Annotated in this window: 10 protein-coding genes; 3 read left to right on the top strand and 7 right to left on the bottom strand. The window is 55.9% G+C overall.

Annotated elements, in window-relative coordinates; all coding sequences use genetic code 11:
* Positions 1-71 precede the first annotated feature (71 nt).
* Together GSQ94_RS01820 and GSQ94_RS01825 are read right to left on the bottom strand one after the other, a co-directional pair.
* Positions 72-1,151, bottom strand: coding sequence for a LacI family DNA-binding transcriptional regulator (locus GSQ94_RS01820; protein WP_158941591.1), 1,080 nt, complete (start codon positions 1,149-1,151; stop codon positions 72-74).
* A 69-nt stretch (positions 1,152-1,220) separates the two neighbouring features.
* Positions 1,221-2,354 carry a lipopolysaccharide assembly protein LapB gene (locus tag GSQ94_RS01825; RefSeq protein ID WP_158941592.1) on the bottom strand — a complete coding sequence of 378 codons (1,134 nt, stop codon included), beginning with the start codon at positions 2,352-2,354 and terminating at the stop codon, positions 1,221-1,223.
* Positions 2,355-2,681: 327 nt separating this feature from the next.
* Between GSQ94_RS01825 and GSQ94_RS01830 the strand changes: the two genes are divergently transcribed.
* Together GSQ94_RS01830 and GSQ94_RS01835 are read left to right on the top strand one after the other, a co-directional pair.
* Positions 2,682-6,248: a carboxypeptidase regulatory-like domain-containing protein gene (locus GSQ94_RS01830; RefSeq protein WP_158941593.1), complete on the top strand. Its 3,567-nt coding sequence runs from the start codon at positions 2,682-2,684 to the stop codon at positions 6,246-6,248.
* Positions 6,249-6,318: 70 nt separating this feature from the next.
* Complete coding sequence (locus GSQ94_RS01835) at positions 6,319-8,352, top strand: beta-N-acetylhexosaminidase (protein ID WP_158941594.1); 2,034 nt, start codon at positions 6,319-6,321, stop codon at positions 8,350-8,352.
* Positions 8,353-8,565: 213 nt separating this feature from the next.
* Here GSQ94_RS01835 and GSQ94_RS01840 read toward each other — a convergent pair whose 3' ends face one another.
* The 3 genes from GSQ94_RS01840 to GSQ94_RS01850 all read right to left on the bottom strand — a co-directional run bounded on the left by GSQ94_RS01840 (position 8,566) and on the right by GSQ94_RS01850 (position 11,084).
* The gene (locus GSQ94_RS01840; protein ID WP_158941595.1) at positions 8,566-8,745 is read right to left on the bottom strand and encodes a hypothetical protein; all 180 of its coding nucleotides are present in this window, start codon (positions 8,743-8,745) and stop codon (positions 8,566-8,568) included.
* Positions 8,746-8,791: 46 nt separating this feature from the next.
* Positions 8,792-9,319 (bottom strand): hypothetical protein, encoded by a 528-nt coding sequence (locus GSQ94_RS01845; RefSeq protein WP_158941596.1) that lies wholly within the window; start codon positions 9,317-9,319, stop codon positions 8,792-8,794.
* 643 nt (positions 9,320-9,962) lie between these two features.
* Positions 9,963-11,084 (bottom strand): YXWGXW repeat-containing protein, encoded by a 1,122-nt coding sequence (locus GSQ94_RS01850; protein WP_158941597.1) that lies wholly within the window; start codon positions 11,082-11,084, stop codon positions 9,963-9,965.
* Between the two features lie 435 nt (positions 11,085-11,519).
* On the opposite strand from GSQ94_RS01850, the gene GSQ94_RS21030 reads away from it, so the two are divergent.
* Positions 11,520-12,566 (top strand): cytochrome P460 family protein, encoded by a 1,047-nt coding sequence (locus GSQ94_RS21030; protein WP_216842986.1) that lies wholly within the window; start codon positions 11,520-11,522, stop codon positions 12,564-12,566.
* Positions 12,567-13,013: 447 nt separating this feature from the next.
* On the opposite strand, the gene GSQ94_RS01860 is transcribed toward GSQ94_RS21030, so the two are convergent.
* Together GSQ94_RS01860 and GSQ94_RS01865 are read right to left on the bottom strand one after the other, a co-directional pair.
* On the bottom strand, positions 13,014-13,394 hold the full coding sequence (locus GSQ94_RS01860) for a RidA family protein (protein WP_158941598.1): 381 nt from the start codon (positions 13,392-13,394) through the stop codon (positions 13,014-13,016).
* A gap of 95 nt (positions 13,395-13,489) precedes the next feature.
* Positions 13,490-14,242, bottom strand: coding sequence for a PEP-CTERM sorting domain-containing protein (locus tag GSQ94_RS01865; protein ID WP_158941599.1), 753 nt, complete (start codon positions 14,240-14,242; stop codon positions 13,490-13,492).
* Between the last annotated feature and the right edge of the window lie 209 nt (positions 14,243-14,451).

Here is a 14,451-nt window from a genome sequence, read left to right on the forward strand (position 1 = left end):
GGAATGTCAACAAAAACCTCCCCTGCTTTGAGGACTTGTAAGCGTTTTGAGATCGAGTCGCGCAAACTGGGTTATCGACGTCGTCTTCCAGTAGACTCACGCATCATGACTGTAGGAACCAGGAGCGTATGGCCATCATTCGCAGGGGAATGCGTCTCCTCGCCGAGCGCATCGATCCCGCGCAGTACGCGTTCGGCAGCGATCTGGCCCATCGCTTCCATCGGCTGTCGTACCGTCGTCAGCGCCGGACTGAACAGTGCGGCATGTGGCACGTCGTCAAAGCCGATAACGGAACACTGCTCGGGTACCGCGAGCCCGTGCTCCCGCAACGCTCGCACCACTCCAAATGCGGTGAGGTCATCGAAAGCTGCGATTGCCGAAAACGTTTTGCCCGTCGCAATCAACTCCCCGGTAAGTCGATAACCCTCGTGAAATCCCGAGAGAGGGTCCGATGCATTCGGTAGATCGGCAACGAGCTTTGACTCAATCTTCAGACCCACCTCTTTCGCAAATCGCATCATGCCGTCGAAACGCTGGCTGCTATCCTCCAGCTTCACTGGCCCGCGCACAAAGGCAATCTTGCGATGACCCAGTTGATAAAGGTGTTGTAGCGCCGCATATCCGCCTGCCTCGTTATCAACCATCACCGAGCTCATGGAGCCGATCGGAATGGCTCGTCCAACCATCACCATTGGAATACGCTCTCGTTCGAGTTCCCCAAGCATCTCGATATCGACGAAAAGCCAATTGGCAACGATGATGAGTGCTTCCAACCTGCGCTCCAGCATCATCTCAAGATAACGCTCAAACTGCTTCGGCTCGTTGTGCGCGTCCATGATGATGGGCAGGTAGCCGGTCGGTTGCAGTGTCTTGTGAATACCTTTGAGAATGAGCGTGCAGAATGGATCTGAGATATCGAAGACCATGATGCCGATGGTCAGGCTTCTGCGACGGCGGAGCGATCGCGCCGAGGCATCCGGACGGTAGCCAAGCCGCTTCGACGTCTCCTTGATCAGCAACTTCGTCTTCGCCGCGACGTAACGAGAAAGCGGCGCTTCATTGAGAACGATGGATACCGTAGAGGAGGAGAATCCGCACTCGCGGGCTACATCGGCGAGCGTAATTCTTCCAGTATTTGTTGTTCTGCGCATAAACCAATGAGTCGTTACGTTAAGATGCTGAAGTTATAGCACACTGCTTTTGCATTGATCGAAAGTCGCTTACTGTTGCGCTGCACTCTGTGCATCGGCAGACTGGTCTCCCGAGGGATCCTGTTGCAGCCTGTCGTTGAAGGATTTGAGCAGTTGCGCAGCGTTGTCAAACTCCTTTCGCGATTGGTCACGTTGTCCAAGATGGCTTAAAACCTGGCCTCTGGCATAGTGCACGCTCGCACTCTGCGGCGCAAGCGCTTCGGCATGGTCCAGCATCTCCAGCGCGTCACTGTAACGCGCAGCGTCTCTGTATAACCTGGCAAGTCCGAAGTAGGAGTTCACCAACTCGTAGTTGAGTTCGACTGCCTTGCGAAGATATGTCTCGGCCTTCTCCATCTGCCCGAGCTTGAGGTAGAGAAGGCCTAGCTCTTCGTAGTTATAGGCAAACTCCGGTTCAATGGCGGCGTCTTTCTTCAGCTCTGCCTCCGCTTCGGGATAGGCATAGCGTTCGAGATAAGTCCGACCGAGAAAATAATGCACCAGAGGAAGCTCCGGCTTTGCCGCGGCAGCCATTCGAAACTCTTCGAGCGCCTGATCGGTACTATGTCCTGCCAGCCACGCCTTTCCCACGTACAAATGAAACTCCGGCGTGTTCTGTCCTATGGCGATCATTCGATCGAATGCTTGTTTTTGCAGCGGCGCATTGGACGATTTGCTGGCCGCAATGCTGAGGGCGTAAAGATAGTTGAGGTTAGTCGACTCGTGCTCCCATAGCGGAGCCAGAGTGTCTGCGGCAAGCTTGTATCGATTCGTAAAAAAGTAGCACAACCCCAGGAGATAGCTTGCCTGCAAAGAATCTGGTTGCAACCGCAAAGCCTTTGAAAAGGGCTCGATCGCTGCGTCGAAATCACTTTTGCGATAGTAAGTCAGTCCGATGTTGAGCGCGATGCCTGAGACATTGGGCGACAGAGCCTCTGCCTTATGCAGTTCCTTCAGGGCATCCTCCCATCGTCGCTCGCGCATGTACGTCACGCCGAGGTTGATGTGTGCCGCGCCTGACTTCGGATCCAGCGCCACGACCTGTTGAAACAACTTCTCCGCTTTGCTGAACTCTCCTGCCTTCATCGCCTGCACCGCCTGCGAGAAGAGAGTTGCCGCATCCTGCCGGGAGTTCGCGGCACTCTGCGCGTTGCCAGGCACCATCGTGCTGAAGGCACCTCTGGCTGTCGGTGTGGCCGCGCAAATGATTCTTCCGCTCCCTGCGATCAGCGGACAGAACAATACGGCACAGCGAGATAGATTGTCGAATCGCACGGTAATTTCAGTCCAAGATATCCCGGCAGGAGAAGCTATCGCCAAAATCGGAGATTTTTATGCAAATAAAACTTTTTCTTGACAGACTATTCAAACGTTCTAATATGAGCACACCGAAGAACGAGAATCATTCATCTGGGCCGCGTAGCCTGTTGCAACAGTGTTCTAGAACTGCCAGCTTCGTCATCTCCTGCGTCGTTACGGAGGCATACTCTGATGCGTTTCCCTCGTTCTCTCTCATTGCCGAAGCCGTGGGCCTCCGCCTTCGCAAACACTGTCGCTGGCCAGTCTACTGACCTCTCACCCCGCCACATCGTCTGCTATCTGGTTGCTGTTCTCGTTCTTTTGATTCCAGCCACCGTCGTAGCGCAACAGTCCAGCGCGATCAATGGCGCGGTCACAGATCCAAGCGGAGCAGCGATCCAAAATGCCAAGGTAACGCTCGCCAACACGGCGCAGGGAACGAGCCTCACCGCGATCACCAACACTGCAGGGGAGTACTCTCTTCCCGGCCTCGAAGCAGGAACCTACAACCTTGAAATCACTGCGACAGGGTTCCAGAAGTTCGCAGCAACTGGCATTATCGTGCGCGTCTCCCGCAAGGAGAGAGTGGACGCACAACTCACAGTCGGCAGCACCACCACCGAAGTTCAGGTAAGCGGCAGCGACCTCGGCGTCGTACAGACAGAGTCGCCTGAAGTCTCATTCACCATCACCGGAAAGCAGATCACGCAGCTGGTTCTGAACGGCCGTAACTTCAGCCAGCTCGTCACGCTCTCTCCCGGTGTCGTCAACCAAACCGGACAGGACGAAGGCGAGACGGGTGTCGCGGGTAGCGTCGAATACAGCATGAACGGCGGTCGCCCGCAGTACAACAACTGGGAGCTCGACGGCGCGAGCATCATGGACAACGGCAGCAACACCACCCTCAACGTCTATCCCAACGTTGACGCCATCGCCGAGACTCAGGTACTCACCTCTAACTACGGCGCGCAATACGGACGCAACGCATCCGGCACCGTGCAGGCGCAGACGAAGTCCGGAACCGACCGTCTTCATGGCGATGTGTTCGAGTTTCTTCGTAACGATGCCTTCAACGCAAGAAACTACTTCGCGCAGTCCGTCCCTACCTACAAAAAACATGACTACGGCTTCACCATCGGCGGCCCCGTTTACATCCCCAACTTCTACACTCCCGCGGTGCGCAAGACCTTCTTCTTCTACTCGCAGGAGTTTCGTCACGAAAACGTACCGGGCACTTACTTCAACCAACAGGTCCCTTCCGACGCCGAACGGACGGGAAATTTTTCTGATCTTTGTCCCGCCGCCGGCAGTGCTGTAGACACGGCAGACTTCCCTGACTGTCCAGTCAATCAGGCCACTGCTTCGTACTTCGCGAACAATCAAGTCCCAGTCGATCCCAACGGTCAAGCTCTACTCGTCCTCATCCCCGCGGCGAATACAGGCTCCGGAACCTCATCCTTCTACGTAGCCTCTCCGTCGCAACTGACGACCAACCGCGAGGAGCTCTTCCGCATCGATCAGGTCGTCAGCGAAAAACTACGCGGCTTCTATCGCTTCATCTACGATTCGTGGTCGACCGTCAGCACCCCTCCCACCTTCCAATCCGGCTCTTTCCCCACCGTTCAAAACAGCTTTGCCGGTCCCGGCATCGACATGGTGGCCAGCCTCACTTACGCCGCTTCTCCATCGCTGGTCAACGAGTTTGTGGCCGACTACACCACCGACCACATCACTCTCACCAACACCACGAAGAACATCGACCGTAGCAGCTTCGGTGGAAACGGATTCTTCGACAATGGCTACGGCAACGTTCTGCCGTCCATCGCCGTCACGGGAAATGCTGCCTACGGTGGCGGATTCAACGTCAGCACCGGATACTTCCCCTGGCAGAACTCGAACCCGACCTACAGCTATCGTGACGATCTCACCAAGACACTGAAGCGGCACACTCTCATCTTCGGTGCCAGCATGATTGCGGCGCAGAAGAACGAACCCTCAACAGGCAACAACCAGGGAACCTTCAACTTCAGCAACTCTTCGGCCGTCACAACCGGCAACGCCTTCGCAGATCTGCTCACGGGACAAGTCGCAAAGTTCTCACAGACCTCCGCCCAGCCCAAGTACTACAACCGGTACAAGATCGTAGAGCCTTACATTCAGGACAACTGGCGCATCACGCAGAAGCTGACTCTCAACATGGGCCTTCGCCTCAGCCTCTTCGGCACCTATCACGACATCAGCAACCAGTCCGGCAACTTTGAACCAGGCACGTGGCAGGCCTCTGCCGCGCCCACCATCGACGTAGATGGATCCATCACAGGACAGCAAGGAGCCCTGGTCCCAGGATCAGGAAATATCTTCAACGGCGTTGTCTCCTGTGGTCTCAACGGCGTCTACGCCGGTTGCATGACAGGCCATCTCTTCAATCCCGCCCCTCGTCTCGGCTTCGCGTATGACGTCTTCGGTAATGGAAAACTCTCAGTCCGCGGCGGCTATGGCATCTACTTCGAACACACGAATGGAAACGAGAGCAACTCCGAAGCGTTGGAAGGCTCAGCACCCGTCGTGCAGACCCCGAGTAAGTACAACTTCACCGGCTACGACAACGCAGGTGGTACCCAATTGGAGTTCCCACTTCAGGTATTCGCAATACCAACGCATGCAGTCTGGCCTTATGTGCAGCAATATAATCTTGCCGTTCAGGGCGAGCTCCCAAGCCACACCGTCTTGCAGGTTGCATACGTTGGCAGCGTCGGCAGGCATCTCCCGACCTGGTACGACCTCAACCAACTCAGACCGCTTACCTCGACACAGAACCCATACGGCCCGGGCCAGTCGATATCAGCGAATGACTGTAGCACGAGCACTGTGAATGGACAGGCGGTTACGGGAGATGTTCTAAACCGTCTTAGCGTCGCCTGCGGCAACTCCGCCGATCCATTCAGGCCATTCATCGGTCTCGATGGAATCAACAACGCCACCAACGTCGCCACCTCACACTACGACGCATTGCAGATCGGGCTCAGCCGCTACTTCGGCGGCCTGAATGGTAGCGCGGCCTACACCTACGGTCACTCGATCGACGATGGTTCAAGCGGCGGCTATGGCTCCACTGAAGTCGTCAATAGTTACAATCTCAGACAGAGCAAAGCGAGTTCGGTCTTCGATGAGCGTCATATCTTCGAGGGCAGCCTCGTATACGATCTCCCCATCTTCATCAAGCCGGGTCTTATGCACTCGCTCCTCGGCGGATGGCAGATCTCTGACCTGACCACCTTTCAAACCGGCACGCCCTTCAGCGTGATCAACTTGATCAACGCCGACAATGCCGGAACCGGAAATTCTTTTGCAACCTCGCAGGGCAATTCGGTGCAGTCATATCCAGATATCGTTGGAAATATCCACGGTAAAGTCGATATCAGGCATCCCGCCGGACAGCAGGGGCCAAGGCTTTACAGTGTCGATGCCTTCACTGCGCCGCAGGGACTTACCTACGGCAACGCCGGAAGAAACGTGCTCAATCTTCCCTCTCGCACGAACTTCGATATGGGCGTCTTCAAAAACTTTGCCGTACGCGAAGGGATGCACTTCGAGTTCCGCACCGAGGCATTCAACGTCTTCAACCACACCCAATGGAGCACGATCAACTCCACCGCCGACTGCTACGGCTCCTCTGCTTGTTCCGCCGATGGCTTCCTGACCGCGACTGCAGCGCACAACGCGCGTATTCTGCAACTGGCAGGAAAGTTCGTCTTCTAACCCGTACGGTGTCTTGGAAAGCAGCCGCCGAACGACATCAGAGTAATCCCGTTATTGGAGGCGATTCAGAATGCCGTCTGTCCGCACATTGCCCGCTGTCTTCACCTTTGCTCTGCTCTTTGCAAACGTACTTCTACCGGCCCAGACTCCGCTAGACATCATGCCGCTCCCGGCCCACGCAATCGTCGGGACAGGCAGCCTGACCCTCGACGGTAGTTTTCAGATTGCAATCGAGGGCTACACGGAGCCGCGTCTCGAACGTGCGCGGGATCGCTTTCTCACGAACCTCAACAGCAAGACCGGTATTCCGTTTCGACTCGCTCCAGCAGGGCGACCAACACTCATCATAAAAACCGGCGGCCCATCAAAGCCGGTCCAGCAACTCGGGGAAGACGAGTCCTACCATCTTGAGATTTCAACTTCTCAGGCAATCCTCACTGCGCCAACCCCGCTTGGCACCCTGCACGGCCTGCAGACCTTTCTTCAACTGGTAAAGCCAAAGCCGCAGGGCTTTGCTGTTGTCTCGGCTACCATCGACGACACTCCTCGATTCCCCTGGCGGGGGCTCATGATCGACGTAGGCCGTCACTTCATGCCACTCGGCGTCATCCGTCAAACCCTCGATGGAATGGAGGCTGTGAAGTTGAATGTCTTTCACTGGCATCTCTCGGAAGACCAGGGCTTTCGCGTTGAAAGCAAGCTTTACCCGTTTCTGCAGCAGAAGGGATCAGACGGAAACTACTACACGCAGGACCAGGTTCGGGACATCATCGCCTACGCACGCGACCGCGGCATCCGGGTCATTCCGGAGTTCGACATGCCGGGCCACGCCACGTCGTGGTTCGTCGGCTACCCTAACCTCGCCAGCGGCAAAGGGCCATACTCCATCGAACGGAAGTGGGGTGTATTCGACCCTGCGATGGATCCGACCCGCGAAAGCACCTACGAGTTCCTTGATCGCCTTTTAGGAGAGATGACGGCGCTCTTTCCCGATCCCTACTTCCATATCGGCGGCGACGAGTGTAACGGAAAAGAGTGGGACGCGAACCCACGCATCCAGCAGTACATGCACCAGCACGGCCTCAAGGATGACGCAGCCCTGCAAGCCTACTTTACAGGCCGCGTTCAACGACTGGTGACGAAACGCGGCAAGGTCACCGTTGGCTGGGATGAAGTGCTGCAGCCTGACACTCCGAAGGACGTTGTCATTCAATCATGGAGAGGCGCGGACTCACTCGCGCAAGCAGCACAGCGCGGTAACCGCGGCATCCTCTCCGCCGGTTATTACATTGACCTCAATCAACCCGCATCCCAGCACTACGCCGTCGACCCGCTCGCCGATGCTGCTGCAAAACTGACCCCTGAGCAGCAAAGCAATATCCTCGGCGGAGAGGCGACCATGTGGTCGGAGTACGTCACGCCCGAAAGTATCGGTGGCCGCATCTGGCCACGCACCGCAGCTATCGCGGAGCGGCTATGGTCTCCAAAGCAAGTAGCTGATGTCGACTCGATGTATCGAAGGCTGGCAATTGTCTCGAACGATCTCGAATACAGCGGTCAGACCTATGAAGCGATGAGAGAACAGATGCTGCGCCGCATGGTCGAAACTCCTGAGATCACCCCACTGAAGGTTCTCGCAAGTGTCGTCGAGCCGCCCAAGGAATACGCGCGCGAGTCGTTGGCCAGCTACGACAGCTTCACTCCACTCAATAAGATGGTCGACGCAGTGCCCGCCGAAAGTGATCGCGCTCGAGAGTTCCATCATCTGGCCCAGGCGATTGCAGAAGGAAAGGCTACCTCGGAGCAGTGGCAACAGGCTCGCGAGTGGCTCATCCTCTGGCGTGACAATGATGCAACGCTGCAACAGGTCTTGCCACTGTCTTCAATCACCTCAGAGCTGGAGCCGGTCTCACACTCCCTCTCCCTGACTGCAACCATTGGCCTGTCGAGCCTGGACTCTCTTCAGACTCACAAACCAGTAAGCGCCTCCGTCCGGCAGGAACAACTCACCTTCTTGAAATCTGCGGAGGCTCCGCAAGCCGTTCTTCTGGACATGGTCGTGCCATCGGTCGAACTGCTGTTACAGGCAACGAAGACCGAATGACACGCGCCGTAAAATAAATCCAGAAACGGTGGCGTATCTTTCACACCTCAAAAATGCGTTGTCAACGCACCATCTTTACCACGCATTCCACCACGTTCACACCAGCAAAAAACCACGTCCAAACACTCGTTTTTCGCAAAATCCCCTGCAAAAAACCACAAACGCCTTCGCAAAAAAAAGTATGACGCAAGTTTCAGCGTCACAGAAAACGAATTACTCGTTAGCGATGATCTCGCGGAGTTCGGCGATGTGCTGCTTGAGTTTAGAGATCCTGCTGGGCCACGCGCCTTCAATAGGATCGGGATAGGGCTCTCCCGCAGCGTATCTCTTCTCGGCTTCGGCAAGTCCCATGGTCAAGTGGTCCAGTCGCTCCTGGAGGGTAGGGCCATTCATGATCAAAAGCCTATCACTATGCACGGCGGCCTGAAAGAGGATGCTCTTATCTTGAAATTATGAAGGATTTGAGGTGGGTGCCGTCGTAGTAGAACTGACTGGCTGGGCCCGCAAGCTTCTCATAAATAAAGGACTCGCGGGAGATGGAAGCTTTGGTACCGTCGATGCCCATGTAGTGGCCGGGATGAATCTTCCAGACGACCATTGGAGAGGTGATTTGCGTGGGTGGAACGACTATTTCGCTGGCCGGCGCGTCTTTTCTGAGGTAGACGAGGGTTAGCTTTTCGGTGAGGTTTTGATCTGTGCCGTTTCGTTGGATAAGTGCCACTAAATAGGAGGGTTTGCCTTTGGGGTAGAAGTCGCCGGAGGTGATTCCGGGGCACTCGCCGGGGTGCTTTACCTTCCAGGATTGAAGGTCGGCGGCTGGTAAGTCGTTTGGTTGGAGGATGTTCCAGTTGTCTTGTTCTACGGTGGAGCGGAGGGATTGGGGTAGGTTGCTAAAGCATTCCTGGGCATGACTTAGTGACGGGAGGGAGAGGGTTAGTGCGAGGAGGGTCCCTTTGGTAAGGCTCATAGGACTAGCTTTACCTCTCGCGGGTGGTTTAGCGATACGACGTTTAGGGGATTATTTATTTGATGGTGAAGGTGGTGTTTTTGCTGGGGATTTTGCGAAAAGTGCGTGTTTCGACATGGTTTTTTGCTGGTGGGAACGTGGTGGAATGCGTGGCTGACGTGGTGTTTAGGCAGCGCTTATTTTGGAGCTAAAAATGTGCCACGTTTTGACTATTTATTTTTGACGCCTTCTTGTTTCGGGAGATGAGGGACGGCGGGGCGGAAGTTGAGGACGTTAGCCGAAGAGGCTGGACGGTTACGTCCCCCGATCTAGACGACAAGGCGAAGATGTACCCGTGGACCTACTTTCAACTCCTGCGCGTCCACGATGGCAAGATAGTGGAGCATTGGGATCAGGAGAGGAATGGGTACACCTGTTCGACTGTCACGCTCTTACGAGGGTTGTGAGGTCGATCCACATTGGCGGAGGCGCACGGAGGGTTTTTACGGAAGAGGGAAGATGGTTCGCGCCTTCGCGCGAATGCCCACATCTCAAAATCGAGATATGGGGCACCCAGTAGCTAGATGGGGCCACCCGCAGGTAGAGAGAGGTTCGTGCTTTCGCACGCGATTTTGTATCGATGGGAAGTGGAAGGCTGCCCGAGCTATCTTGGACGTGCTTCCGCATGGGGTTGCGGCTGCCGTTGTTGTAGTTGCTGTTGCTGCTGGGTATGGCGTTGTTCCATCTGCTGAGTCTGCTGCTGGTGTTGCTGTTCGACCTGCTGTTTTCTCGCATCGCTCGCGTTCTTTTGTGCGAGCTGTTGATGTTGTGCTTCCTGCTTTTGCTGAAGCTGCTGGTGTTCCTGGTTCTGCTTTGCGATCAGCTTAGCCTGCTGTTGCTGATACTTTTGATCGAGTTTGGCATTGCCTGTATTGGGTGGTGCAGGTGCCTGGTGGGGTTGTAGCTCGCTCGCGTGCGCTGGATTCACGGAACGAGAGTCGGGGGTTGCGGGCCGAGCTTCTGCGTTAGGACGGTTGGCTGGCGGGTGATAGGGGGCGCCGGCTTCGTGAGCTGCGACGACTCCCTGTCCGCTGAACTGCGTGGGCCTGGCGGTCGCGGCGATGGGCGGCTTGCCCTGATTGACCGAGGCGCGAAGCTGCGGATTGGAGCGCGCGGTCTGGACGTGCTGCACCTGAGCCTGCACGGGTGGGATGTGCCGCTCCTGCGCTATCGCTTCCTGTTGTGAGGTAGCACGTGCCTCGATGCCGCCATTGCCGCCGTTGTAGCTGACGCGGTTGATGATGGTGGTGTTGTGAACGATGGTGGTGTTGTAGGTGTTGTGAATGTTTACGATGTTCACGTTATTGACGGTGCGGTTGTAGAAGAAGTGTCCGCCATCCCATCGGCCGCCCTCATAGCCGTCGCCGAAGTAGCCGAAGCCGTAGCTGATGCCTCCGTAGAAGCCAACGTGGGGACCCCAGTACCCGGTATGAAAGAGGTATGCTCCGTCGCCCCATCCCCAGTAGCCGGGGGTCCAGAGATAGCCGACCTCGGGGGCCTCGACCCAGGTGCCGGGTACCCAGTAGTAGTCGCCGTTGTCGTTGTCCCAGGCCCAGTAGCCGGGGGTCCAAATATATCCATCGCCGGGGCAGAGTGGCTGCTCGTAGACGGGGAGCGCTGGTGGCCCAAAGGAGACGGAGATGTCGACCTGCGCGAGTGCGGAAGAGGAGACGACCATCAAGAGAAGGGCTAGTAACAGATGCCGAATGGAAGGTTTCGTGCACATGATGTTTGCTCCTGTGAGACTAGCGTTGCCTTTATGAACAGACGGATCGAGTTTTAGTTGTTGCTTCTTTTCGCTGGAATAGAAGTTGGAGGAGGGATGTGGTGCGGAGGTGGGCGGCGGATGGTTCCTCTGGGTACTCCTCAGCGGATTGCTATCTGGCCCGGGGAGGAGTTTAGCACGGTGGGGTGGGGTTCGCGCCTCGCACGAATGCCCACATCTCAAGATCGAGATACGGGCACCAAGGGCCAGAGGTGGCCATGCGCCTACTCGTAGTTCCCTTTGCTGTGCCCTTGACATCCTCCCGCACGCTTGATACGAAAGTATCGTCGATACCATTGTCCGATTGTTTTCCTCCCTCCCCTCTGGCTTAATTGCAATCGTTCCAGACGCACGTTAGACCGGGCCTGAAACTTTCTTTGTGAAGGAGAACGCATCATGCCTGAACTGATAGGGGAATCTGTGGGTCGGTCGTGGATTGGCGGGTGGGGCGGAGGTGATCGCAGCGTGGCGCTAAAACGCAAGCTGGTGCTTGGAGTGATGCTCGGCGCTATGCTTCAGGGTTGCACAGCGGGCAAACCTCCTTCTCAGGGAGAGACCAGTCTGGCCGATGCTGCGAAAGACGTTGCGATTCCATTGGAGGCGGGAAAGATGAAGAACCCGCTGCCTGAGACTAGTGAGGTCGTGAGCCAGGGCCAGGAGATATTTCTTGGGTCTTGCGCCCAATGCCACGGAGCGGATGCGCGCGGAGACAGTGACCTCGGGCGCAACATGACACCGCCTGCCATGGACCTGACCTCAGCCCACGTGCAGCATTGGAGCGACGCAGAGCTGTTTTGGATCGTACAGAACGGAGTTCGCCTTACGGGCATGCCTGCCTGGAAGTCGAGCATCTCAGAAAACGACACCTGGAAGCTTGCACGTTACATCCATAGCCTTCCTCGCGTCGGGGCTGCCTCCGCCTCAGCAACTGTCCCGTCGCAGGCACCAGCTGCTGCTTCCGCTCAGGACAAGTACACCCTCAAAGTACCGAATGGCCTCGCGTTCGCTGAGTTCAGAGGATACGAAGGCTGGCCGGTGATCGCCATCAGCCATAACGGAGGTGCGGTCGCTGCGATCCTCGGGAATGCTGAGATGATCAACGCCTATAAGGCGGGCATTCCCGGGAACGGCAAGCCGTTTCCGGATGGTGCCAAGATGGCGAAGGTCCATTGGGTCGCGAAGGTGGATGCCGGTGAGCCCGGTGCGCCGACAGTGCCAGGAGTCCAGCATGACGTTGACTTCATGGTGAAGGACAGTAAGAGGTTCGCCGACAGCGGAGGATGGGGTTACGGCGTCTTCGAGTTCGACGCCGCGGCGGGTAAGTTCAGGCTCGGCAACTTAGGTGATAAGCCGCCGCAAGGGAGCGACGCCAAGTGCGGGTTCGCTTGCCATACGGCGGTGAAGACAAAAGACTACGTATTCACTGCTTATGGGCAGAGGTGATGCGGAATCGCCAGGGGAGTGCTATTCCGTTTGTAACTTTGGGAGTGCAGATGGTGGGTTAGATGCGGGTCGTTTTGCGAAAGCTATCGGAGGTTTTTTTGTACGGGGAGTTGTGGTGTTTTTCAGGGAGTTTTGCGAAAAAAGGTGTTTTTTGTGGTGGTTTTTTGATGGTGAGAACGTGGTGGAATGCGTGGTGAACGTGGTGTTTTGGCAGTCAGTTTTTCGGGGTGAAAAAATGCGCCAGGTTTTTGGGATTTATTTTTGAGGGTTCCTGTTTTGGGAATAAGTGGGGTCTGGGAAATCGGTGCGATGGGGCGCCCGAGGTTTTGTGTCTGGTTTGGAAGTGGAAGGGTGGGCCACCCGCCCAGATGGTTAGGTTAGATGCGGTTTGTGCTTTTCGCACGAAATGCTCACAGCTCAGAATCGAGATATGGGGCTCCTGACTGCTCAGGCTTCGGCGATGGCTGCGATGGAGATCTTCATGCCGGGGATGCGGACCGGTAGTTTTGCGCCTTGGCGCGCGGGCGGGTTTTCCGGAAACCATTTGATCCACTCTTCGTTCATTCCGGCGAAGTCTGTCTCTTCGAGGAGGATGACGGTGGCACTGACGATGCGGTCGAGGGAGGTGCCTGCGGCTTTGAGGATGGCAGAGATGTTCTCCAGGCACTGTCTGGTTTGCTCCTGAATGGTCTCGCCGACGATCTTGCCGGTGTGTGGATGGTGCGGCCCGGTGCCTGAGACGAAGACCAGACCCGCTGCCCGTACCGCCTGGCTGTAGGTCGGCGGGGGAGATGGGGCGTTGGGGGTTTGGATGATGTCTCTGGCCATACTTCTCCATGGATGGTTGCGGGGACAGTTTACATCCCACCCTTCGCAAGTGCGCGAAGGATGGGGCACCCGCCCACTCGTGGTTGGGAGAAGAGTTATTGATTGCAGGTTCGGATATATTTCACACGGCGTCGCAACATGCCTGCCACTCCAACTAACCCAGTGCCTAGCAGGACGAAACTCGATGGCTCTGGAGCGATGTTTACTGCATCCTGAGTTATTGTAAAAGTGCCGCCATTCGGGTTTAGGTCCTGAACTGCAAGATAGATGTCGACCTCGTCTAGGCCGGCGGTGTTGTAAGGCAACGAGACATTAGCGTAGTTGCTGCCGCTACTTCCTGTCAGATCTTGATCGAACGAGTAACAGTAGTTTCCAGTGTTTGGATTATCTGCAGGGCACGAGGAAAGTCCCGAAGACGGCGGTATCCCAATATCCGGAATGCCTTGCGGTGCCCCGGCGAGATACAGCGATGCGCCCGTAATTCCCAGATTTAAGACTAAGCCTTGGGGTTGAAGCATGTATCTGAGGATCAGACGATCGCCCGGGCCAGTTGATGAGTAGTCGAAATCGAAGTCGGGGCCGTAGGTGAACGTAACGTTGGATGAGCTGGCGTCCTCGAATATCGTGATCGGAACGATCGAAGCGCCAACGATGCAAGGGCTTACTCCGCCGCAGCCACCCGGGTTCCAATTTGTGAAATTTACAAGACCGTTTGTTACTGGTCCTGCCACGTAGGAATCATGTCCTGGGCTAGTCACGGAGATGATGTCTGCCTTACAGGAGTTAGCTACAAGTAAGGTGAAGCCAAGGCAAAAAAGAGCTTGCAGCGATCTTTTGGTAGTAATCATCTAGTTCTCCGAAATTTGGGTAGCCGCGACACAGTTCTGGAATAAGAAGTGGGACGGATCAAAGTTACGTCTATGCAATCCAACAGCCAAATGGCTTATGCTAAAAACCGGAGATTATTGAGAGTATTTCTTGATTTTGAACTCGCTGCTGCATTAACTTGCGGCAAAAGACGAACGGATTTGCTCTTTAGGTGAATGGCCAGAGAATC

This window comes from Granulicella sp. S190 (assembly GCF_009766095.1).
Taxonomy (GTDB): Bacteria; Acidobacteriota; Terriglobia; order Terriglobales; family Acidobacteriaceae; genus Edaphobacter.